Annotated in this window: 21 protein-coding genes, 2 pseudogenes and 1 riboswitch; of the genes and pseudogenes, 6 read left to right on the forward strand and 17 right to left on the reverse strand. The window is 63.2% G+C overall.

All coding sequences use genetic code 11. From position 1 onward, the window contains the following. Nucleotides 1-54: 54 nt before the first annotated feature. Both AC3FOF_RS40780 and AC3FOF_RS40785 read right to left on the reverse strand, forming a co-directional pair. Entirely contained in the window at nucleotides 55-810 is a 756-nt protein-coding gene (locus tag AC3FOF_RS40780; RefSeq protein ID WP_488729866.1) for an SDR family NAD(P)-dependent oxidoreductase, read from the reverse strand. A gap of 57 nt (nucleotides 811-867) precedes the next feature. Beyond that, a complete protein-coding gene (locus tag AC3FOF_RS40785; RefSeq protein WP_488729867.1) occupies nucleotides 868-1,857 on the reverse strand; it encodes a PDR/VanB family oxidoreductase in 990 nt (329 codons plus the stop codon). A 96-nt stretch (nucleotides 1,858-1,953) separates the two neighbouring features. Here AC3FOF_RS40785 and AC3FOF_RS40790 point away from each other — a divergent pair, with 96 nt between their 5' ends. Together AC3FOF_RS40790 and AC3FOF_RS40795 are read left to right on the forward strand one after the other, a co-directional pair. Next, nucleotides 1,954-2,862, forward strand: coding sequence for a LysR family transcriptional regulator (locus AC3FOF_RS40790; protein ID WP_488729868.1), 909 nt, complete (start codon nucleotides 1,954-1,956; stop codon nucleotides 2,860-2,862). Nucleotides 2,863-2,906: 44 nt separating this feature from the next. Further along, a pseudogene (locus tag AC3FOF_RS40795) lies at nucleotides 2,907-3,104 on the forward strand (hypothetical protein); the annotation flags it as partial. On the opposite strand, the pseudogene AC3FOF_RS40800 reads toward AC3FOF_RS40795, so the two are convergent. The 15 genes and pseudogenes from AC3FOF_RS40800 to AC3FOF_RS40870 form a co-directional block, all read right to left on the reverse strand. Continuing rightward, a pseudogene (locus tag AC3FOF_RS40800) lies at nucleotides 3,101-3,401 on the reverse strand (transposase domain-containing protein); the annotation flags it as partial. The pseudogenes AC3FOF_RS40795 and AC3FOF_RS40800 sit on opposite strands and share 4 nt — an antisense overlap. A gap of 90 nt (nucleotides 3,402-3,491) precedes the next feature. Further along, nucleotides 3,492-3,680 carry a hypothetical protein gene (locus AC3FOF_RS40805; protein ID WP_488729869.1) on the reverse strand — a complete coding sequence of 63 codons (189 nt, stop codon included), beginning with the start codon at nucleotides 3,678-3,680 and terminating at the stop codon, nucleotides 3,492-3,494. Nucleotides 3,681-3,736: 56 nt separating this feature from the next. After that, nucleotides 3,737-4,432, reverse strand: a complete 696-nt coding sequence (locus AC3FOF_RS40810) for a DNA methyltransferase (RefSeq protein ID WP_488729870.1) — start codon at nucleotides 4,430-4,432, stop codon at nucleotides 3,737-3,739. Then, nucleotides 4,413-4,673, reverse strand: coding sequence for a hypothetical protein (locus AC3FOF_RS40815; RefSeq protein WP_488729871.1), 261 nt, complete (start codon nucleotides 4,671-4,673; stop codon nucleotides 4,413-4,415). Before AC3FOF_RS40815 ends, AC3FOF_RS40810 begins: the two co-directional genes overlap by 20 nt. A 114-nt stretch (nucleotides 4,674-4,787) precedes the next feature. Then, nucleotides 4,788-5,081, reverse strand: coding sequence for a hypothetical protein (locus AC3FOF_RS40820; RefSeq protein ID WP_488729872.1), 294 nt, complete (start codon nucleotides 5,079-5,081; stop codon nucleotides 4,788-4,790). 54 nt (nucleotides 5,082-5,135) lie between these two features. Next, on the reverse strand, nucleotides 5,136-6,044 hold the full coding sequence (locus tag AC3FOF_RS40825) for a tyrosine-type recombinase/integrase (RefSeq protein WP_488729873.1): 909 nt from the start codon (nucleotides 6,042-6,044) through the stop codon (nucleotides 5,136-5,138). Between the two features lie 81 nt (nucleotides 6,045-6,125). Continuing rightward, nucleotides 6,126-6,449: a hypothetical protein gene (locus AC3FOF_RS40830; protein ID WP_488729874.1), complete on the reverse strand. Its 324-nt coding sequence runs from the start codon at nucleotides 6,447-6,449 to the stop codon at nucleotides 6,126-6,128. Between the two features lie 293 nt (nucleotides 6,450-6,742). Continuing rightward, nucleotides 6,743-7,315, reverse strand: coding sequence for a manganese efflux pump MntP (gene mntP, locus AC3FOF_RS40835; RefSeq protein ID WP_276266019.1), 573 nt, complete (start codon nucleotides 7,313-7,315; stop codon nucleotides 6,743-6,745). 138 nt (nucleotides 7,316-7,453) lie between these two features. Then, the gene (locus AC3FOF_RS40840; protein WP_488729875.1) at nucleotides 7,454-8,719 is read right to left on the reverse strand and encodes a TolC family protein; all 1,266 of its coding nucleotides are present in this window, start codon (nucleotides 8,717-8,719) and stop codon (nucleotides 7,454-7,456) included. Between the two features lie 17 nt (nucleotides 8,720-8,736). After that, on the reverse strand, nucleotides 8,737-11,880 hold the full coding sequence (locus AC3FOF_RS40845) for an efflux RND transporter permease subunit (RefSeq protein WP_488729876.1): 3,144 nt from the start codon (nucleotides 11,878-11,880) through the stop codon (nucleotides 8,737-8,739). Beyond that, nucleotides 11,880-12,950, reverse strand: a complete 1,071-nt coding sequence (locus AC3FOF_RS40850) for an efflux RND transporter periplasmic adaptor subunit (RefSeq protein WP_488729877.1) — start codon at nucleotides 12,948-12,950, stop codon at nucleotides 11,880-11,882. The genes AC3FOF_RS40845 and AC3FOF_RS40850 overlap by 1 nt, the downstream gene beginning before the upstream one ends. A gap of 87 nt (nucleotides 12,951-13,037) precedes the next feature. Further along, complete coding sequence (locus AC3FOF_RS40855) at nucleotides 13,038-13,469, reverse strand: hypothetical protein (RefSeq protein WP_488729878.1); 432 nt, start codon at nucleotides 13,467-13,469, stop codon at nucleotides 13,038-13,040. A 143-nt stretch (nucleotides 13,470-13,612) separates the two neighbouring features. Continuing rightward, nucleotides 13,613-13,799, reverse strand: a riboswitch (yybP-ykoY riboswitch). A gap of 168 nt (nucleotides 13,800-13,967) precedes the next feature. Then, the gene (locus AC3FOF_RS40860) at nucleotides 13,968-15,074 is read right to left on the reverse strand and encodes an ABC transporter substrate-binding protein (RefSeq protein WP_488729894.1); all 1,107 of its coding nucleotides are present in this window, start codon (nucleotides 15,072-15,074) and stop codon (nucleotides 13,968-13,970) included. Between the two features lie 46 nt (nucleotides 15,075-15,120). Beyond that, nucleotides 15,121-15,930, reverse strand: a complete 810-nt coding sequence (locus AC3FOF_RS40865; RefSeq protein WP_488729879.1) for a hypothetical protein — start codon at nucleotides 15,928-15,930, stop codon at nucleotides 15,121-15,123. A gap of 26 nt (nucleotides 15,931-15,956) precedes the next feature. Further along, the gene (locus AC3FOF_RS40870; RefSeq protein ID WP_488729880.1) at nucleotides 15,957-18,026 is read right to left on the reverse strand and encodes a TonB-dependent siderophore receptor; all 2,070 of its coding nucleotides are present in this window, start codon (nucleotides 18,024-18,026) and stop codon (nucleotides 15,957-15,959) included. 291 nt (nucleotides 18,027-18,317) lie between these two features. Between AC3FOF_RS40870 and AC3FOF_RS40875 the strand changes: the two genes are divergently transcribed. From AC3FOF_RS40875 to AC3FOF_RS40890, 4 genes are read left to right on the forward strand one after another with little or no spacing between them, the layout of a single operon-like run. Next, complete coding sequence (locus AC3FOF_RS40875; protein WP_488729881.1) at nucleotides 18,318-19,403, forward strand: YncE family protein; 1,086 nt, start codon at nucleotides 18,318-18,320, stop codon at nucleotides 19,401-19,403. A gap of 49 nt (nucleotides 19,404-19,452) precedes the next feature. Beyond that, nucleotides 19,453-20,139, forward strand: a complete 687-nt coding sequence (locus AC3FOF_RS40880) for a response regulator (protein ID WP_488729882.1) — start codon at nucleotides 19,453-19,455, stop codon at nucleotides 20,137-20,139. Beyond that, the gene (locus tag AC3FOF_RS40885) at nucleotides 20,126-21,556 is read left to right on the forward strand and encodes a sensor histidine kinase (protein ID WP_488729883.1); all 1,431 of its coding nucleotides are present in this window, start codon (nucleotides 20,126-20,128) and stop codon (nucleotides 21,554-21,556) included. The genes AC3FOF_RS40880 and AC3FOF_RS40885 overlap by 14 nt, the downstream gene beginning before the upstream one ends. Next, entirely contained in the window at nucleotides 21,543-22,532 is a 990-nt protein-coding gene (locus AC3FOF_RS40890; RefSeq protein ID WP_488729884.1) for a Bug family tripartite tricarboxylate transporter substrate binding protein, read from the forward strand. The genes AC3FOF_RS40885 and AC3FOF_RS40890 overlap by 14 nt, the downstream gene beginning before the upstream one ends. Nucleotides 22,533-22,688: the final 156 nt, after the last annotated feature.

Genomic DNA, 22,688 nt, shown 5'->3' on the forward strand with positions numbered 1-22,688 from the left:
TCCGGCTTCGCTCATTGCGTCAGGTCTTGTGAGATGTTCGGATTGCGCGGAGGCTCAGTTGAAGAACGCCCCGCCGTTGACAAGCAGGCTCTGACCCGTCACGAAGTCGGAGCCTTTGCCGAGCAGGAAGAGCGCCGAGCCCACCATGTCGTCTGGCTTTTGCGTGCGCTTGAGACAGCGACCTGCGATCGTCCTTTCGTCGGCGGCTGTACCTTGCTTGGCGGTAATATCGGCGTCGGGAATCAGGTCGGGGCAGAGAGTATTGACCTGAATGTTGAATTCGCCAACCTCGCGCGCCAGGGCACGCGTCAGACCGATGATGGCGGCCTTCGACGAGACATAGTGGAGGAAGTTCGGCACCCCCTTGTAAGGCGTATTCGAGGACACGTTGATGATCTTTCCACCGCCGGCCGCTTTCATGTAGGGCACCACCGCCTTGCAGCACAGCCATACACCGCGGACGTTCACATCAAAGCACAGGTCCCACTCCTCCAGCGGAATGTCCATGAAGGAGCCAAACGAACAGCCCTTGAAGAAGCCGGCGTTGTTAATGAGTCCGTCGATTCGCCCGAACGTCTCCATCGCCTTGTCGGCCATCGCCTGGACCGACATGGGGTCGGCAACGTCGACCTTGACGGCAATGGCCCGGGCGCCGCTGCTCCCATACTCGCTCGCCAACCCCGTGAGGTCGCCCAAGTCGGCCATCACGAGGTTGGCTCCGGCTGCAATCAGCCCGTCACAGTAAGCTCGGCCGATGTTGCCGCCGGCGCCCGTAACAATGATGGTCTTGTTCTCAAATTCGCGTGTCATGCTCTTCTCTCCCGCTCTCTTCAACGTTATCGATACCCCACTGCGTGCGGGGTGCAGTCATAGGTCCAGAACTAGTTTTTCGCCCTTGCAACGGGACACACACACCATCATGGTCTTTCCGGACGCGCGTTCTTCCGGCGACAAGACCCGGTCGTGATGCTCCGGAGCGCCCCCGAGCACGCGGGTCTCGCAAGAACCGCATACGCCTTCCCGGCAGGAACTGAAGACGAGCAGTCCGTTTGCCAGCAGAACGTCGAGCACGGACTTCTCCGGCGGAACGTCCAGTGTCTTGCCGGACTGTTGGAGGACGATCTGGAAGGCCTTGCGAGGCGGCACCGCCTCGCCGGTTGCCGTGCTGGCTGCACCCGAGCTAAAGAACTCCACGTGGACCCGCTCTTGCGGCAAGCCGGCACAGGCCTCGCGGAACGCGTCGATGAGTGGCGTCGGGCCGCAGCAATACAGGTCGGCATCGCGGTAACGCTGCGCAACGCTCCTGACATCAAGCGGCATCTGTCCAGGCTCGCCGTCAAATATGGGGTGCAGGATCCCTTGCGTTGCACTTGCGGCCAGGCTGGATAGCTCGGGCAGGAATGCCGCTCGCTCTTGAGATCGAGCACAGTAGTAGAACGTCCAGGGTCGCCCCAGCTCCGTTAGCCGCCTTGCCATCGCATAGAGCGGCGTGACACCAATGCCGCCGGCCACGAGAACGGAATGTTGTGCCGTTTCATCGAGGCGGAAGTGATTGCGTGGGACGCTTATCGCCAGCTCATCACCGACTCGAACTTGCTCGTGAAGATAGCGTGAGCCTCCCCGACTCTTCGGGTCACGGTTGACACCAATGATGTATCGATGAGATTCGCCCGGATTCGTCAGGGAGTACTGACGAATCACTCCGCCCGGAAGATGGACGTCAACATGAGCTCCAGCCTCCACCTCGGCGAGTTCGCTGTCTCTTGGCCACAGTTCGAAGCTGCGAATTCCTTCTGCTTCGACACGAATTCCACGAACCCAGACAGGCATCAGGGGCGATGAAGATGTGGGAGTCATGGGGCGACTTCCTTTGTAATCCTTGATGGCCGTATTTAAGCAAGCTATCTTTCATCATACAATTCAATTTATTTTATTCATTTCTAAGACTATCTGATGAATATCACCTTGCGGCAGCTTCGGGCCTTCGTTGCGGTTGCGGACTGCAGCCAGTTCACAGCGGCGGCCGATACCCTCCACGTGACACAAGCGGCACTTAGCATGCTGGTCAAGGACTTGGAGGAAGAGTTAGGACTCAAGTTATTTGACCGGCATACCCGGATGGTGCGATTGACCGCCTCCGGACTGGAATTCCTCGGGATGGCGCGACGGGTGCTCCGGGATATTGAGGACGGTGTCCAGCGCACGCGGGAGACAGTGAGCTATGAACGGGGACGAGTCGCTCTTGCCAGCGCCACCGTGCTGTCCACTACCTTGCTTGTGCCATTCATGGCGATGTTTCGTCAGCGCTATCCCGGCATCAAGTTGCAGTTTGTTGACATGGCGGAGCAAGACCTGCAGCGAGCCTTGATTGATGAAGAGATTGACATCGGAATAGGGACATCCCTTGGCGCTCATCGGGAGATAACCTGCATACCGCTTTTCACCGATACCTACTTGGCCGTGCTCCATGCCGCTCATCCGCTTGCGAACAAGCGGCAGATTTCATGGGAGATGCTGAGTCGGGAGCCAATCATCGCGCTTTCCCCTCGTAGTCCCCTGCGGCAGCAGCTAGATACTCACCTCACGCAACTGGACATCGTGCCCAACTATGCGTTTGAAGTATCGTTCCCGGCGACCGTGTTCTCCATGGTCCGTCACGACATGGGAGTCTCTGTCCTCCCTGCAAATGCGCAACTGCTTGCCGACGCAAAGGGACTCGCTTTCCGAAAGCTGGGTCCACCGATGCTCCATAGAGCAGTGGGCGCTTTCCATCTGACAAGGCGCAGTCCGTCGCCGGCGACGTCCATCCTGCTGAAGGTGCTGATGGACTATGTGAAGGAGCATCGTGAAGTACTGGGTTAGATGGGCTAGATGCCTACTCGGTAAGCCCCCGAAGTTCGCAGTACGCGATTGGTGCTGACGGCGACAGCAGCGTCGTCGAAGAGCTTGGATTTCCCACCGAAGGCCAGATGGGCCTGGGCGCTGCAGTCAACGTGTGGGTGGAAGCAGATCTCGCGAAGTACACTGCGCATTGTCGTAACGGCCCGGTCAGCACCGTCCTTGACGGCACCGGACGATTCACTGTTGGCGTAGCAGGGAGCTAGGCAGCGGGCACGTCGAGGGACGGCAGTTCAGCAGCGACGGCCCAGGGCAGGAGTTCGGCGATCCGTTTGATGGGGTGGTCGGCGATGCGGCTCAATACAAGGCGCAGGTACGCTTCCGGGTTGAGGCCATTGAGCCTGGCAGTGCCGATAAGCGTGTACTTCGCGGCGGCTCGCTCTCCACCGCTGTCCGCACCGGCGAAGAGGTAGTTTCCGACCTAAAGCGACACCGCGCAGCGCCCGCTCAGCACTATTGTTGTCGATCTCCAGACGCCCATCCTCGGCGTAGCGCGTGAATGCCTGCCCGGCGCTTCCATTCGCGATTGGCAGGCAGCGAAGCAGATGCCCGGCGAACTGGATAGGGAGCCACGCGTTGGAAGGCATGACGCTCTACCTGAAAAAGTTGGCCGGAAGCACGGTGACCGAAAGCTCGGCGCTCGCGAGGAGGCTGGCCATCGGATTGGTGTGCCACCAGCCACCGGAGTCAGCGTTGCGGAAAACCGTTTGGGGAAGGCCAATGGTGGTGGCCACGTGCGCCGTATGCAGCTCGGCTTCAGGGAGGGGCGTATCGAGGTCCATGCCAGATATTGTCGAGCCGAAATTGACCGGCGCAACTGCCAAATCGAGCCGCGAATCTAGGCGAATGCAGGATGCATGGAGAATCCGTCGGCACCGCGGAAGAACTCCGCCGCGCCGCGCAGATACTCCAACATCCAGTCGGTTACCAGCCACCGACGCCCCAGCCTATCCGCTGCCAGCCCAGTCCGGACCGTGCCGCCAAACGGATCAACGACCAGGTCGTCCGGCTCGGTGAGGAAGCGCACGAAGAAATCCGGGATGTCCGTCGGTTGCATCGCCCCATGGATAGGGAGGCCGAGTTCTTTCGCGCGCTGCCGATATAGCCGGGTATCCGGGCAGACGTGGCCACGCTGGATGACGTTGCGCGGCAGTCGGCCCGCGGTGTCGCCGCCAAAGGAGCCCGGCCCCAGACGGTACGCGCCATCGCCATAGATTGCCGTCCGCGTCTCGCCGCCGGCGGCAATCAGCTTTCTATGCCGTTCGGTATGTGCTTGCAGCACGCGACGGTTGTCGGAGCGTACGCGGGCAGGGTCATTCGTCAGCCAATAGACCAGCTCGTGCGCGCTGCCTAACCGTACGCGATTGACGCAAGCCAACCAGGTTGGGCCAGGCGGCTTGCTGTAGTTGACCCATGGAATGCGGTCCATGAGAGAGAGGCCAAGCCGATCATGCAGCGCCAGCAGCAACCGCTCGGCGTAGAGGGATCGCGCAGGACTTCCTGCCAGGTGCACGTCATTCCCGATGTTGATCACGATGCTGCCGCCCGGAGGTGAAGCTGTAGGCGGAGACGCGGATCGACTGCTTGGCCGAGCGAATGACCTTCAGGACCAATTCGAGCGCTCCGGCATCGGGCGAGAAGGCGGCCTCGATATCGGTCGATGTGGTGAGGACGGCAGAGGTCGCTTCGGGGAATCCAAAGCTGAACGCGTGTGCCAGCCCTGGCAGCAGCGTCGCTGCGACCAGGGCAGCCGCGGCAAGAGGATGTTTAGGCATAGGATGATCCTTCGGGGTAGCGACGGCGGGTGGGTTCGTTCATTGTTGCCCGCCGTCGCTGGCGGGGCGGTTCAAATAGCAGGGGAAAAGCGTGCCGATTCGACCGTTCGACGCTCAGCGAGAGGGCGACTGCAGGTCGTCGTAGTGCTGGTTGCCCATGTCGTGCAGGGCCGAGGAAACCAGGAAGACGAGGATCGACAGGATGATCCCGAGCGACCAGGACTCGCAGGCATAGCCGACATAGGCGCCCATGAGCGTATAGAGCGCGGTCGAGATCCAGCCGATGAGCCGGCGCGCACGCTGGCTCGACAGCACGAGGAAGCCGACCAGCGCCGCGAGGGCCAGGCTGGCGTAGGGATTGATGCCGATCATGACGCTGGCCGCGGCGGCGAGCATTCCAGTTGCCATGCATTCGAAGAAGACGACCGACGACCAGTACTGGTTCGCATCCTGCGCCGACGCCTATTCGATCGTGGCGGCGATCCGGTCGCAGGTCCTTGAGCTGGCCAAGCCCATCAGCTTGCTGACATCCTCGCTCGAACGGCCAGCGAGCAGTTGGCGCCGGCAGAAGGTATTGCGCAGGATTCGGGGGCTCATGTCGTCCGCCTCGAAAGCGATGGTTTCCAGCGCGGCGCGCACGATCTTGCCCAGGCTCATCTCCGTAATCGGCGTGCCGCTGGCCTTGAGCGAGAACAAGAGATCGCTGGCGATCGGCCGGGTGGCGCGACGTACGAGCCAGGCCGAAAGGATGGGCACGGCGAACGCGTCCAGATGCACGGTGCGGGCATCACGCGCGCCGTGCGCGGGAACATGCAGATAGGGCGGCGCGGCCGCGGGCTGCAGGTCGGCCACCTCGGCAGCTCGGCCCTCTGCAACCGTGACGCCGGTGCCGAGAAACAAGGCGACGATGGCGCGGCTTCGCAGCGTTGGCAGGTCGTCGCCGGCATGCGGCTGCACATGGGCCTGCAGCCGGGCATCGGCGTCTTCCGGGAGGAAGATCGGCAGGGGATCGTCTTGGGGCCACTGGCCGTCGCGTACCAATTTCTCGGCAGGGTTGCCTTGTCGCACGCCGATGTCCACCAGGTGGCGGCACAGCCGGTCGAGCAGCTTCAGGTATCGCATGCGGGTGGCAGCGGTGTAGCCTTCGGCCTCCGGCGCCTGCCAGAAGGCATCGATGTGGTCGGAGCTGAAGGTGGCCAGGGTGACTCCGGCCGCCAGCAGGTGGCGTCGGAAGCGTTCGAACATCGCCTCGTGCTGGACGATGGACCGTGCGGAGAATGGGCGCCGGTCCGCGCCGGCGGCCTCGCGGGCTTGCCAGTCGGCATAGGCCAAAGTGGGATTGGTTAGCCAGAGACGGTCAAATCTGTCCATACCAGTATTTATATACTGAAAACCAAGCCCCCAACACCTTACCGCCTCTGCGAGGCGGCATTGGCTTCCAGGAAAGAGGGGTCAATGGATAGCTGAAAACTCATCGCTCGCGATGCGACGAGGCCTGCGCCGTGCGTAGCGCGGATAGCGGGTGTCCGGCATGTCCGCGATCGCCTGTGGACGGCACCCGTTTTCGGGCGGGCACTCGAGCAGATGCGTGTCCGCGCAGAAATGCAGGATCTCCTGCAGCAATTCCTCGCGGCGCGCAGGTGGGAAATTCAGATGTCGGGCCTTTGTCCATTGGCGGTAGCCCGCATGCGCGAGTGCCAAGAGGGCGCCGGGTGTGCCGTCCAGCGTGGCGGCAAGGGTGTTGGCTTGAAGCCGCAGGGACTTGGTGTTTGTCATCTTGGGAGATTTCCTCAGCCGGCTGGTTGACCGACATCTCCAATATTACCCGCGATGAGACCGCAGCAAGCCGATGCCACCTCGGGCGCGATTCGACTACCAAGACGCTGCGGCGTGCTCGCTATGGGCATATTGCTGGCACGGCGTCGCTCGGCGTTTGGCCTTGCGCCAGCCCGCCGATCCATTCGTTCGGCGCTCCAGCATGGATCAACACCGTGATGCCACGATCGACGCCTACCGCCGCGGTGCATCAACGCGCCAGTTTGCGCTTAGCGCGTGCCAAAGGAGCGATATCAAGCGGCCAAGCCCAGATGCTCTACCAGGATTACGCTGCCGATGCCGATTAGGATCAGGCCGCCTAGTGCTTCGGCCCGCTTGCCCACCTTGGCGCCGATCACCCGCCCCAGCATCACGCCGATGGTCACCATCAGCATCGTGGCCAGGCCGATGGTGATTGACGTGGAGACGATGTTGACATTGACGAAGGCCAGTCCGGCGCCCACTGCCATGGCATCGATGCTGGTGGCGAAGCCCGTAATGGCCAGCACCCAGAACGAGTGAGAGTTTGGCTTTTCTTCCTCCGGGGCGTCGGGTGTGGAGAATCCCGCATAGATCATTCGCGCGCCTAGGACGAAGAGCAGCACAAAGGCAATCCAGTGATCCCATTCGGTGACATAGATGGCTGCGGCCTTGCCCAGCGCCCAGCCCACCAGCGGCGTGATGCCTTCGATCACGCCGAAGATCAGCCCCGTCTTGAGTGCCTCGCGGAAATGTGGCTTGTGCAGAGTCGCCCCCTTGCCGATGGCTGCCGCGAAGGCGTCGGTCGACATGGCGAAAGCGAGTAGAAGGGTGGATGTGATATTCATTGGCGTTGCTTTAGTCAGATCGGATGGGAGCGACCGGATGTTGGTTCGGTCGCATGCGGTGCCACCATGGCCGACTGGCCAGGGGGACATTAGCACGGCAGCGCGGCGCGTCCTGCCCGGGCGCGCCGCGTGCAGCGGCTAATCAAAGCGGGATGGCAGATGCAGGTCCAGTCGCAGTTTCTCCTCGGCCTCGCGCGCATTGACGGCGGCCAGTCGGGCGGCAAGCGCGGTGTCGGCCAGTGAGCGGCGGATCACCAGCAATTCGCTCAGGCTGGTTTCGCCGGCTGCATAGGCTCGGCCGGCGCGAGCGGCCGCATTATGGTCCAGATCCAGCGCGGTAGCCTGCGCCTGTGCCGCCTTGCGCAGACCAGTGACGGTATGCGACAGCACGTCGAACTCCGCGCCCACGCTCTGCTCCACGCTGGAACGGCGCCGCGCCGCAGCTTCTGCGTCCGCCGCCGCTGCGACTGCCGTGGCGCGGCGCTGCACGGACCCCAGTGGCATGGACACCGACACCCCCGCGATCCGCTCGGCGCCGCCGCGCTCCACCGTGACGAATACGCCCACCGTGGGATCGGGCTTGCGCTCCAGGTCGGAGCGACGGGCATGGCGCTGCGCCTGCGATTCCTCGGCCAGCGCCAGCTTCAGCGCGTGGCTTTCGTCGAGGTAGCGGCCGCGCGCATCGCCGGCCAGCAGGGCGTCCGACGCCGTCAGCGGTATGGCCACCGAGGTCGCCGGTGGCAACCCGAGCGCGGGGAATCGCGCGCGCAGCTCGGCCTCGGCCGCGCTCTCGACGGAACGTGCGCCGGCCAACGCGGCTGCCGCGCGTGCCTGCTCGGCCTGCGCGAGTTCCAGTTCCATCGGCGCAGCGTCCTTGGCCTGTACCCGCCTGCCCGTGGCGGTGACCAGTTCCGCGGCCAGCTCGCCGTTGCGCTGCATGGCGAGGCTTGCCTGCCGAGCACGGAGCACGCCGAACCATAGCGACAGCATCTGCCGCGATACGGTGTGCCGCGCTTCCTCCAGCGCGTGGGCCCCGGTTTCGATGGTGGCATCAGCTAGCGCCGCATCGGCACCGGACTTGCCCCACAGGCGCAATGGACGCTCCAGCGCCACCTGGCCCTCGGCGAAGTTATCCGTGGGGTTGCGCACGTTCCGGTTCTGCCCGGTGGCGCGGACCACGAACTCCGCCGAGCCGGCGCGGATGCCGTCAGCGCGGGCAAGACTGCTGTTCCGCCGCGCCATGGCGGCGGCGACATCCGGCGCTGCATCAAGTGCAGCCCTCGCTGCGGCCGGAGAAGGGAGGAAGGTGTCATCGGCGGGCATGGGGTCTGCCGCGGCTTGCTGCGCGTAAGCGCCGGGTAACCAAAGCGCCACGGCCACAGCAAGCAGGGGATTGCGTTTCATGTCAATGCTCTTGATATTCATTGGCGGTTCTCCCCGGTGGCGGCACCGGCAGGTTCCGGGCTGGTCACCATGGCGTCGTCGTTGCGGGCCGCGCGCGACAGGCCGAAGCGCTCGAACAGCAGCGGCAGCAGCAACAGCGTCAGCGCGGTCGACGTGACCAGGCCGCCGGAGACGACGATGGCCAGCGGCCGCTGGATCTCCGACCCCGGGCCGGTGGCCAGTAGCAGCGGAATCATCCCCAGCGCGGTAATGCAGGCCGTCATCAGTACCGGCCGCAGGCGGTCGCGCACGCCACGCCGCACGGCGGCGGCAAGGTCCAGGCCCTCTTCGAGCAGGAAGTTGAAATGTGAGACCAGCACCACACCGTTGAGCACAGCGATGCCCAGCAACGCGATGAAGCCAACCGAGGCAGGCACGGACAAGTACTCACCCGACAGCCGCAGCGCGGCGATGCCGCCAACCAGCGCAAACGGGATGTTGCCGATTACCAGCACCGCCTGACGCACCGAACGGAATGTCAGCATCAGCAGCAGGAAGATGGCCGCGAGTGCGAGCGGTACCACCAGGCCGAGCCGCGCGGCGGCGCGCTGCTGGTTCTCGAACTGGCCGCCCCAGACGATCTGCAGGTCCTTCGGCAAGCCGGGGATCCTGGCTACCGCGGATTTGGCGTCTTCCACGAATCCGGTCAGGTCGCGGCCATCGACATTGACCTGTACGACGGCGAATCGTGCTCCGTCCTCGTGGTTGATCCGCACGGGACCTTCCACGCGGCGCACTTGGGCCAGCGACGTCAGCGGCCAGGTCTTGCCGTCCGGCGCTGTCACCTGCAGGTTGGTAAAGCTCTCAGGAGTCTGCCGGTGTGCATCGCTGCCGCGCAGGATCAGCGGCGTGCGCACCATGCCTTCAGGCACGATGCCGATGCGCTCGCCTTCAACCTGGGCACGCAGCAGGGCCTGGAGTCCGTCGCTGGTCAGCCCGGCCCGTCCCACCGCGGCGCGGTCCACCGCGAGCGTCAGGTATTGCACACCGTCGTTGTTGGCAGCGATCACTTCCGCCGCGCCCGGGACCGTGCGCATCTGCTCGGAGATCTCGGTGGCGGCCTTGTTGATGGCTGCGAGGTCGCTGCCGAAGATCTTGATAGCCACGTCGCCACGGGTACCGGTCATCATCTCTGAGATGCGCATCTCGATGGGCTGGGTGAAGCTGTACATCACACCCGGGAAGCGCTCCATGACATGGCGTATGGCGATGGCGATATCCTCCTTGCTGCCGCGCCACTCAGCCTTGGGGCGCAGCACCAGGAACGAGTCGGTTTCGTTGAGGCCCATCGCGTCCAGGCCCAGGTCGTCCGAGCCGGTGCGGGCCACGATGGAGCGAATCTCGGGCACTTCCTTCAGCAGCGCCGCCTGCACGCGCCGGTCCAGTTCCAGCGAGGTAGCCAGCGAAACCGAGGGCGCGCGCTGGATCTGCACGATCAGGTCACCTTCGTCCATCGATGGCATGAAGGTTTTCCCAACGGACGTGTAGAGCCACGCCGCCACGACCAACGCCACGCCTGCGAGCCCGAACACCAGCCGCGAGTGCCGCTGGCTCCAGGTCTGCAGGCGGTCGAAGCGCGTGGCGATCCAGCGCATCAGGAATGGCGCCTCGTCGGCATGCGCCTGCAGCAGCAGCGACGACAGGGCAGGGACCACCGTGAACGCGATTACCACCGAGGCAGCCAGCGCCAGCACGATGGTCAGCGCCACCGGGCCGAACAGTTTGCCTTCGAGCCCTTGCAGCGACAGCAGGGGCAGGAACACGATGGCGATAATCGACACGCCGGCCAGCATGGGCACCGCGACGCTGGCCACGGCGTGGCGAATGATGGCTGGGCGCAGCACGGGATCGGTCTTGCGCGCGTGTGCCTTTGCGAGTGCGGACTCGATGTTCTCGACTACCACCACCGCGGCATCCACCAGCATGCCGAGCGCGATGGCCAGGCCGCCCAGGCTCATCAGGTTGGCGGTCAACCCCACGTAGCGCATCAACAGGAAGGTCGCCAGGATTGAAAGCGGCAGCGTGGTCGCCACCACCAGTGCGGCGCGTAGGCCGCCGAGGAACAGGTACAGCGTAACCACCACCAAGAGACTGGCCTCCACCAGCGCGCGCACCACCGTGTTGGCCGCGCGCGAGACCAGCTCGCCTCGATCGTAGAACACCTTGGTGCTCATGCCCTTGGGCAGGCGCGGGGCCAGTTCGTCGAGTTTGGCTTGCACGGTGCCCACCACCTTGGACGCATCGGCGCCGCGCAGCGCCAGCACGAGCCCTTGCACGGCCTCGCCCTTGCCGTCCATCGACACTGCACCGTAGCGCGTGGTCGCCCCGAGCTTGACGGTGGCGACGTCCGCCACGGTGACCTGGGCCAGATCGTTGCCTGGCGTCACCACGATGCGCCGTAGGTCGTCCAGGCTGCGGACGCCACCTTCGACGCGCACTACCCAGGTCTCGTCGCCTTGCTCCACGCGGCCGGCGCCGTCGTTGCGGTTGTTGGTTTCCAGTGCCTGGCGCAATTGCTCCAGCGTGACCGAGCGCGCGCGCAGCCGGGCCGGGTCAGGGATAACCTCGTAGCTGCGCACCTCGCCGCCCAGTGCGTTCACGTCGGCCACGCCGCTGACCGTGCGCAGCGCGGGCCGGATCACCCAGTCCAGCACCTGCCGGCGCTGGGCCAGCGTATGGCCTTCGCCTTCCACGGTGAACATGAACATTTCACCGAGAGGCGTGGTGATCGGCGCAAGGCCGCCCACCGCGTTGGCGGGCAGGTCGCGCATCAGGCCGGACAAACGCTCCGTGACCTGCTGGCGCGCCCAGTACGGGTCCACACCCTCTTCGAAATCCACCGTGACATCGCTGATGCCGTACTTGGAGATCGAGCGGACTATGGTTTTCTGCGGAATGCCCAGCAGCTCCTGCTCGATCGGCGTCGAGACGCGCTGCTCCACTTCCTCCGGCGTCATGCCGGGGATCTTAAGGATGACCTTGACCTGCGTGGGCGCGATGTCCGGGAAGGCATCAATGGGCAACTGCACGTAGGCCCATGCCCCGGCCGCTGCCAGCGCCAGCGCCGTGATCAGCACGAGCACGCGCTGGCGCAGCGAGAAATCTACGATCTGGGACAGCATCACGGCGCTCCGGTCAGTAAGCCCTTCAGGGCGCCAAGTCCCGCCGTGGCCACGCGCGTGTTGGCGGGCAGCGCACCACGCACCGTGGCGAATGCATCGTCGACCGCATCCACGACAACCCGGTGATACACCACACCATCCTTGGCCTGCGCAAAGATGCCGGCCTTTCCTTGCCAGTACAACAGCGCGCTGACCGGAATGCGGATACGCCGGCTGCCGTCGGCATCTGACTCTGGCGGCAGGTGGATCACCACGGCCACGCTTTCACCGGCCTGCAGGTTGCCTCGCTGGTCCAGCGTGGCGCGCACGCGCACGGCCCCAGTGCCATCGCTCAGCGGCACTACGCCTGCGATCCGGCCGTTGACGCCGCGCTGGCGAATCTCCAGCCTCTCGCCGCCCTTGAGGGCAGGCACATCACGCCCGACCAGCAGGTCCAGTTCCAGCGCAGTCGGGTCGACGATGCGAAACAGCGGCGCCGAGCCGTCGATCCGCGTGCCCGGCACGGCGTGGATCTCGGCGACGAGCCCGGCGCGGCCGGCCACCAGCCGTGCCTCGCCCTTGCCGCCGAAGACGATGCCGGCGGCGGACATCTCCGCCTCACGGGCGCGCTGCATGGCCGCGGCTTCGCGGGCGCGCGCCTGTGTGGTCTGCCAGCGGCTGCCGGAGATCACGCCATCGTCGCTCAACTGCTTGTCGCGCGCCAGCGCGAGCTGGGCCAGGTCCGCCTGCGAGCGTGCCTCGGTCAGCGAGCGACTGGCCTCGAACATCTGCGGGCTGGCGAAGCTGGCCAGCGGTTGGCCCTTCTTGACGGCTTGGCCGATGGTGACCAGCACCTGCGGCACCATGCCCGGATAGGGCGCAGCGACTACATACTGCGCGTCGGGCCTGAGTACCACTCGCGCTGTGGCACCGATCTCGATTTGCGAGGCGTCTGCCGCTGGCGCGAACTTCACGCCTAGCGCTTCGGCCTGCGTGGCCGACACGGGCAAGGTTCGCGCGCTCGCGGGAACGAACCAGACTAGGGCCGACGCCGCGATGGCTAAGGCCGGAAAACCACGTTGATCAAACATCCCTGACTCCGGATAAGACGAATGCATTGGGCGCGCCCTTGGCGGCGCGCGCATTGAAAGAAGGCCGGCATGGCCGGCGAGCATCTGTCAGGAGTGAGAAGGCGGAGCCTGCGCAGGTGGCGGCCTGCCGCTACCGCCTCGCCAGCGCGGCAACGCCGGCTCGGCGCGGGAACGGAAGGGGACTACCAGCAGCACCAGCGGTGCAAGCCAGGCGGCGAAGAGTGCGAGCAGCGCTTGCACGTGGGCAGGGTCGAGATGCAGGGACGCGGCCCAATGACCAATTCCCTTCTCGACGTCGACGGAGAAAGGCTCGGACTCCCCGGCACAGGGATCGTTGTCCTTGGCGCACTCGGCTTTTACGGCATCGAGCAGGCCCAGCAGCGGAACGTCGAGATGGAAACCAGTCTGTTTCGGCGTTCCCATATGCGCATGCAGCAGCGGTCCCACCAGTTGGACCGCGATCAATAGCAATAGCAGCCAGATACGTATCAGGGAGACGGGCTTGGTGCGAGGGCGCATGTTAGGCCCCCATTGCAAAGGCGTGCCGATGCCCGCCCCGAAAAGGGAGGCGCGAGGCAACAGCAGGGAAGGGGCGGTAGGGCGGGTCGCCCATTTCCGTCAGGGCGGCCAGTCCGAACGCCGCGATCAACGCAGGCATGGAAGGTCCGTTGGGGCTGGCAATGCAATCACCATTGACTTTACGGTCCATTGCCAGCCCCAGCCGGTGGACGGAAAGTCAAAGGTCTCGCAAGGCCGAATCGGCTGCCGGCGCCATGGTAGTTTTACCAAGTATGTTGACGTCGGCCTCCTCCGGGGGACGGAGGGTAGCTACTCCCCTAAGACGACGCGAATTCTATCATGGCTGGATTACGGATGCCAAGCGAACCGGGCTACCCGTGTAGTTTGGCCGCCGCGCCACTTCCAGCAGCGCGGCCGCGTGACAATTTGACCCTCGGCAGTTGCAATACCGCTTTCTTACACAACTCCGAGGGGCGAACTTCATGAATCTGCTGAGGATCAACGGTTGGATGCGGGCCGCATCGCTGCTTTCCAGTTGGTGATGAAGTCACGATGCTTCTGGGGATCAAGGTACTCCGTGATTTCCAGGCTCAGCGGGATCGGCTTGGCCTGCCCCCCGAGTTGCTGCGCCAGTTTGCCGGCCGTGTATTCCGCGTCCACATCTTCGCGGATCGCAAACAGCTCCAGCGCATTACCGATCACCTTTTGCCCGCGCGGAGACAGTATGTAGTCGTTCCAGAGCTTTGCCGCGTTCGGATTCTTCGCATGTTTGCTGATGAACATCACCCGCGACAGCACCACGGTGTAGTCCTTGGGAATGGCCACGCCCAGGCCAGGCAGGTCCTTCTTGGCCCGCACCAGGGCATAGGCGCCCATGATGTTGTAGCCGAGCAGGTATTCTCCGGAGGCCACCTTGGTGAGCATTGCCCCGGTACCGGGGGAACTGCGTAGATCGGCCGCCCCGAAGGCCGCGAGAAGGCGCCCTGGGGCTGGGTCGTGCTTCTGGTCCTGCACGGCGAACATGAAGCCTACGCCGCTCTTCTCTATGTCGAATGTCGTGATCTTTCCGCGGTATTTGTCGGGCTGGGTGGCCAGCAAGCGGGCAAAGGAAGCGCGGTCTTGCGGCACCTCGACGGGGCTGACCTGCGCTTTGTTGTAGACGAAAACCACCGGCTCGAACGTGGTGCCGTAGGCCAAGTCCTTATAGACCGCCCAGGCCGGCAGCTTCGCGGCCTCAGGGGAATGGTAGGGCATGGCGTAACCATCGGCCACCAGCTTCATCTGCAAGTCCATGGCAGAGCTCCACATCACGTCCGCCGAACTCTTGCCCGCTGCGACCTCGGCCTTGAAGCGATCGTAGGTTTCGGTGGAGCCGCTCTCGCCGTCGTACTCGACCTGGATCTCGGGATAGAGGCTGTTGAAGTCCTTGATCAGTGGCGCGGCCGCCTTGTTGCTCAGCACGCTGTAGACCACGACCTTGCCTTCACGCTTGGCCGCCTCCACGGTCTGAGCATAGCTGGCTGGGTAGCCCGAAGCGGCTTGCCCCCAGGCGGTGGTGCAGAAGGCCGTCAGGGCCAGGGCGCAGAAAGCGAGTGTCTTGTTCATGATTGGCTGGATCCGAGAAATGGGGTGGTGAAGAGCGAAGCGTGATTCAAGGCAGCGCGAGTTGGTCGGCAAGCACGACTTGCACCGGCTTTTCCTTGCCGGTCCTGCGAACTTCTTCCGCGATGGCCTTCCAGGCGGCTTGTTCTTGCAGACGGGCGCGCACGTGGTCAGTTGCCGCATCGCTGTTGCCCAGCGCTTCGTCGTTCTTGTATTGCAACAGCGCCATGGTGGACCAGGGCCGGCCGGCACCGGCGGCATACCGGCTCTCGTACAGGCGGTACTTGCGCAGCACCTGCGCAGCGACCAGCCCGTCGAGTTGCGGAACGAGGTAGCCGTCGGCGTAGCGCAGATAGTCGGCGGATGTTCCGACTGAGTCGTAGCCGATGGCGAGGTAGACGGAGGCGCTCGCGTCGTCGCTGGAGAGGTTGGAGCGCGAAAGATCGACCGGAGTCGATTCGATGCGGGACGTGAGTTGCAACGCTTTGGGGCTCAACCCGGCGGGCATGGTCTGCTCGATCTTCTTCCATTGCACCGCATCCGAGTACTGGCCGAAGGTCAGGATGGCCATGGTGTCCCACCCTCCTGAGTCCATATAGCGGTTCACCAGGACGCGGTAGTTCTTGAACACGCCTTGTTCCTTCCAGCTTTGAAGCTGGCGCAGGCCATTCTCGCGCATCTCCTGCCGCCATGCGGGCCGGTTGGCCGGTGTGACATAGTAGGACAGCACCAGGGTGACCGGACCGGTGGCTCGCAGCGATTTTTCCTGGGCCTGCGCAAGACCAGAGGCACACAGGCTGGAGGTGCAGATGAGTACCAGTGCCAACCAGTCAAGGCAGCGGGTATAGAGGAGTTTCATGGCTTTTCCTTGTCTAAGGAAGGGGTTCAAAGATCGACCTTGGCGCTAAACTTGACACTGCGCGCCATGCCAATGCCATAGGCCCCGCCGCTGGCGGAATTCCAGTAGGACTTGTTGGTCAGGTTGTCGACGTTTATCTGGAACGAGGTCTTGCGGCCGCCGATTTTGGTGGTGTAGCCAATCCCGGCCGAGTACACGGTGACGGCGGGAATGCTGCCCTGGTTCTGTGGGTTGATAAACCGGCTGCCGTTGAAGGAGGCGCCGGTCGAGATCGACAGGCCGGGTAGCGCCGCAGGCCGATAGGACACCGAGAGATTTCCCGAAGCCTTCGGGGTGTTCTCGGGCGTCAGGCCTTTGATCGACAGGTCGCGTTCCGAATTCTGCCGGGCCTTCATCAACTGGCCGCCGGCGTTGAACGACCACTCCCGGTTCAGCTCCGCGTTCAAGGTGGCCTCCAGTCCTTGGAAGCGGGTCGTCCCGTCGATCAGGAAGACGTTGGACTTCACGTCGGTCACGGCGTTGGCGCGGGTGATGTCGAAGTACGCCGCGGTGGCGGCCACGCCGGGTGCCAAGGTCGCGCGCAGGCCAACCTCTTTCTGTGTTGCCTCGGCGGGCGGCAGGAACGTCAACTGGTTCACGGTGCCCACAGGGGCCGTGCCGGTTTCCTCAAGCCCCTTCATGAAACTCGCGTAGAGCGAGGCCGCGGGCGTGAGCTGGTAGATCGCACCCAATGCCGGCGAGAGCTTGGTCGTGGAAGTCGCGGTCGTAGTGCCGTTGGGTAGGGTGTTGGTCCCATCGTATTGCGTGCGGCGCATACCGGCGAGCACCTTCCATTGCGAGCCGATCGAGACCGTGTCGTAGAAATAGACGCCGACGTTCTTGACATTCTGCGGCGAATAGGTCAGCGGTCCGCTCGGCGCGGTGGGTTCCGGCAGCACCCGAGGGTTGTAAATGTTCTGCGCCACTTTGATGGTGGTCACGTTGGGCGTATTGGCATCGCGCTCGGCGAACATCAGGCCGAGGGTCAAGGCATGCGAGAGGCTTCCCGTGGCGAATTTCCCCAGCAGTTCGCTCTTGGCGTAGGTGTTGGTGTATTTCTGGTTCTTCACGAAGGTGATGTTGTTCACACCTTCACCGGTATCGACGTTGTAGCCATTGATGCGGCTGATGAATCGAGAGCGCTCGCCCGTGGAGCGGCCCACCTCGGCGAGCACGCTCCAGGCTTGGTTCAGGGCGAAGTCCGCGCGCAACTGGGTGTTCTCTATCGTGGGGCGGTAGTGCGCCCAGGTACCAGACAACAGCCGTGTCGGATCGGGAACTCGCGGGATCGACACCACGCCATTGACGGGCTTGAGCTGTTGGATCTGGGACTGTTCGATCACATCCCGACTGTAGCGTTCGAAGTCGAACTTGAACTTCAACCGCTCGCTGGCATTCCAGTCGGCCGCGAGGCTGCCGAAGTGGCCATGGCCATTGCCGCCGTCGACACCGGTTTCCAGATGCGTGGCCGCGAGATTGACACGCACCCCAAATTGCTTACCCTGACCGAAGCGGCGGCCGATGTCCACGTTGCCCCCGTATTGTCCGAAGGCATTGCCCGACAGCCCCACGGTGGAGACGTCTTGCGCGGTGGCCTGCTTGGTCACGAGGTTCACGATGCCAGCAGGGCTGGCAAGGCCATACATCAGCGCGTTCGCTCCCTTCAGGGCTTCGATGCGTTCCTTGTTTTCCGATGGAATCGCAATGATGTTGACAAGGGACACGCCACCGTTGAGGCGGTAGCTCGAGTAGGTGTCGAGCGGGATGCCACGGATGTTCAGATTGTCGGAGATGGTGCCTTTCGCGCTGGCATTGGTTACGCCTGCAACGCTCTTCAGGGCTTCATAGCCGTCTTGCGGGTTCTCCTTGTCGAGTGCGCCACGCGAGATGACATTTTTGGTCATCGGCAGGGCGTTGACCTCGCTGCTCTCTTCCTTGCCCGGCGCTCCGCCGGGGTCGGGGTCGGCGGCCATGGCCGGCGTACATGACGCAGCCAAAGCGATCATGCCCGCTGCCCGGCGCAACCCGCCGGAAAGATCGTGCTTCTTTTTCTTCATGGTTGTCTCCGTCATTGATCGACCCGGAACGGGTCCGGATCATCAGGCCCCTCCGAGCGATTGTGCAGACGGTCGCTCCGGGGAGGATGGGCAGGTGGAACGTCCTGATTCCACGCGACCCGGGAAGGAGCTTAGAAGGCCGTAGCTGTAAAAAACCTGTCAGCGTGCTGCCGTGTCGGCATTGGGCCGATGCCAGCGTTCGCTGGCGGATGGCGGGCCGAGTCTTTGACAGCTTTTCGACAGCTAGAGCTGACTACGATGGCCGTTTCCAAACAACAGGCGGAGACACTCATGAAGGGAACCCAGCAACTCATTCTTGCCACCTTGTTGTGGGCCGGACTTGCGGCCGGTGCCAACGCCTTCGACGGCTGGTACATCGAGAGCGCGGTGCCGATTCCCGGAGAAGGCGCGAGCTGGGACTATCTGTCCTTGGACGAGCCAAGGGACCGGCTGTTCATCGGCCATCGCAGTGAGGGTTTGAAGGTGTTTGATCTGCGCACTCAGACGTTGCTGAAGGTGGTGGCGCAGACCCAGGCCGGGGGCTCCAACGGTGCGACCCTGGTTCCCGAGTTCGATTTGGGAGTGTCCAATAACCAGGACGGCACACTCACCCCGTTCAAATTGTCGACGCTGGACGTGGCCGGCCCGGTCATCAAGCTCGGGGCTGGCCTGGACACCAGCCACTACGATCCCGCGACGCAGCGCCTGGTCGTCAACATGGACGCAGAGAAAGGGGAGAATGCGGAATTGATGGTTCTGCAACTGCCGTCGTTGGCCGTGATCGGGAAGATTACCGTACCGTCCGGCAAGCCCGAACACGCCGACTCTGATGGTCGAGGCAATCTCTTCGTTGCCGCGCGCGACGTGGACAAGGTGTTTCGCATCGATTTGCGGCAGATGAAGCTGACTGCCACCTGGTCGACCCCGGGATGCGCTCAGACCAATGGTCTGGCGATGGACGCCGCCGGCGACCGCTTGTTTCTTGGGTGCCGCGGCCGCGGCGACGTCAAGCCGGCGTTCGCCGTAATGAACGCCTCCACCGGCAGCATCCTTTACACCAGCGAGATCGGCGGCGGCAACGATGGCCTCATCTACGACCGCGACCTGAAGCGCATCTTTCTCTCGAACAGCGTGCACGCAGTGCTCAATGTTTTCGAACAAGTGAATGCCGACACTTACAAGCCGGTGGAGGCGGTTGGCACGCGCGCCAGCGTGCGGACCATCGCCATGGATTCGCGCAGCAAGAAGCTCTTTTCGTTCTCGGCGCAGGGCAGTGCCGACTATGCAAAACCGGTGCTTACCAGTGTTTCCCCTTTCTATGCCAACACCTTCGTTCCCGGTACATTCACGGTGCTGACCTTCGCGCGCAGACCTTGATTCCCCGGGGCCTGTGCGGCCAGGTGCCCGATCTGGATACGTGGAAGACATGCGAATACTCTTGGTGGAAGACGAGGCGGAGTTGGCTACGTGGCTCAGCAAGGCCCTTGCGCAGAGCGATTTTTCGGTGGAATGGACGAACGACGGCAAGATGGCGGAGGTCATGCTGGCCTGTGAGGAGTTTGACGCGGTGGTCCTAGATCTGGGACTGCCTGGGAAAAGCGGGAACGCGGTGTTGGCGTCCATGCGCGCGGTCGACAACCGCGTGCCGGTGCTGATCCTGACCGCGCGCGACTCTTTGGAGGAACGGGTTGCCACCTTGCATGGCGGTGCGGACGATTTCCTGGCCAAGCCCTTTGCGCTCGCCGAGCTGGAGGCCCGCTTGGTCGCCTTGGTCCGGCGCAGCCGGGGGCGCGACCATTCGCGCCTGGTCTGTGGTCCCCTGGTCTTTGATGCGAACAGCAAGACCTTCCTGCTCGCCAACACGCCCTTTCCTTTGACGCCCAGAGAATATGCGCTACTGAGCGCGCTAATCGTTCGCTGCGGCGAAGCCGTTTCGAAGACCCATTTGCTCGACCGCGTTTTTTCCGTCGGCGATGATGTTGGGACTGAGGCCATCGAAGTGCTCATCTACCGCCTGCGAAAGAAATTGGCGGGTGGCGGGGTCACCATCGTGACGATGCGGGGATTCGGCTATTGCCTCGAAGTAAGCACCGACAACCGTGAAATCCATTAGATGGACCCTGCTGACTTTTCTGCTGCCGACACTGGTGTTGCTGATGTGCGGCGAGCTTTGGCTCAGCTACCGGGAACTGCGCAGCGCCGCCAACGCGGCCTATGACCGCTCCCTGGCGGGTGCCATCAAGGGCATCGACGCGAGGATCTCGACCGACAGCGGCGGCCTGGGCGTGGAGCTGCCTTACCAGATGCTGGAGTTTTTCCAACTGACGGCCAACGGCAAGGTCTTCTACCGCATCAGCACGCAAGATGGCCTGGTGACCCTGGGCAATGCGGACCTGCCCGAACCCAAGGACGTGTTGCGGCCGGGAGTGCCTCACTTTTATGACTCGGAGTATTTTGGCGAACCGGTGCGCATCGGTGCGTACATGCGGCGTCTGGACAAGCCGTTGTATGGAACGGAGGCGCAGAACGTGGTAATCCAGGTCGCCGAGTCGACGGAGACACGTTCGACCTTCGTCGCCGGTTTGATGCGCCAGGATGCCATGCTGGATGTGTTGCTGGTGCTAGTGATCGCGGCTTTGATGACGGTCGCGGTGGTCCTGGCTTTGCGGCCGCTGTTGCGCGTGCGGGCAGAGGTGCTGGCGCGGGCACAGGACGACCTTGCCCCCATGGACCCGACCTGGGTTCCCCGGGAAATACGTCCCCTAGTGGAAGCCATCAACCATCATCTGATCCAATGGGTGCAGCTCGCGAGGTTCCATTCGCAGTTTCTGGAGGATGCCTCGCACCAGTTGCGCACGCCACTGGCCGTCCTCCGCACGCAGGTCGAGTATGCGTTGCGCGAGCCAGATTTGTCACGCGTGCAGGACGCGCTTCACGCGATGCGCAACGGCATCGAACGCTCGACCCGATTGGTCAACCAGTTGTTGGCCTTGGCACGCGCGAACAACGTTGACGCCTGGGCTGAGTCCACCGAACCGCTGTGTCTGACCAGCCTAGTCGACGATGTGGCGCGCACCCTGCTGCCGCAGGCTCGGCGTAAGCGGCAGGTTTTCTCCTTCCTGGCGCCGGTGCCAGGTGTTTTCGTCGAGGGCGCGGAAGTGCTGCTGCGCGAGGCTGTGATGAATCTGGTGGACAACGCGATCAAATATGCACCGGAAGGTGGGCACATCGGCCTGATGGTGGATCGGCAGAACGGTGATGCACGTGTCAGCATCTCCGACAGTGGGCCGGGCATTCCTGCTGCCGAGCGACCGCATATCGGCGAGCGGTTTCGCCGGGGAAAGTCTGTGGCGGCCGGGGGCGCCGGCCTGGGGTTGGCGATTGTCAAGACCATCATGGAGCAACACCATGGCAGTTTGCAAATCGTCGATGACTCCGAGACGCCTGGTCTGACGATACAACTGGTTTTGCCCGCTTGTAAGAAAGTGCCAGAGCGCTTCATCAAGGAGCCCCCCAATGAAACCACATGACCTCCCCTCGCTGCGCCGCTGGATCTGTGCCGGTGGCCTCGCCTTGTCGACGGCCTTAGCGCAGGGCAGCGAGTGCATTGCGCCAGCCAAGCCGAGAGCAGGATTTGACCTTACCTGTGAACTGATCAAAACCGGGCTGCGCTGGAGCGAACCGCAGGCGGCACCGATGACCGTCAGCTACATGCCGGGTGGCATTGGGGCGGTCACCTTCAACGCCATCATCACCCAGCGTAATGCGGAACCCGATACCCTGGTGGCTTTTTCGGGAGGCTCCCTGTTCGGCATCTCGCAAGGGAGATTCGGCAAGTACGGCGCACAGGACGTCCGCTGGCTGGCTGGCATTGGTGTCGACCACGGCGTGTTGATCGTTCGGCGCGATTCCTCCTTTCGCAACCTGACGGACCTGCTCCTCGCCTTGAGAAGAAACGCGGAGAAGGTGGTGCTGGGCGGAAGCGGAACGGTGGGCAGCCAGGACTGGATGAAGGTCGCGCTGATCGCCAAGGCGGCCAAAGTTGGCCGCAACGCCTTTCGTTTCGTGGGCTTCGAGGGCGGTGGCGAAGCCAGCGAGGCGCTTTTGAAGGGATACGTCGACGTGGTTTCCGGTGACTACTCCGAGGCTCTCGGGCTGATTCGCAACGGCGCGGAGCTGCGTATTCTCTCGGTATTATCGTCATCGCGTCTGCCGAACCAGTCTAAGGACGTGCTCACGGCCAGAGAAGAGGGCATCGACATCGTGTGGCCGAACATTCGAGGGGTGTACATGGGGCCGCACGTCGGTGATGTCGACTACCTTCGGTGGGTGGCGACGATAAACAAGCTGTTAGAGAATCCGGCGTTCATCCAGCTACGGGCGGAAAAAGGACTGCTGCCACTTGCCAAAACCGGTAGCGATTTCGGACGGCATGTGGTCGACCTTATTCAAGAGTATCAACGCGTATTGAAGTCATCCGAATTGACTTTGTCATCGCGTTATTGAGCTGGCGTTGTTCTTTTTCCCACATCGGCACGTCAAGCCACATCTGCCGGAGATTTTCAAACAGCCACTTAACTTTGTGAATACCGCACCAGCAGCGGAACAGAAAATTATGCGTTAATTGAGCAGCATATACGTTTTTAAGACATTGACGCACTC

The sequence above is a fragment of the Cupriavidus sp. 96C5-1 genome (assembly GCF_057798855.1).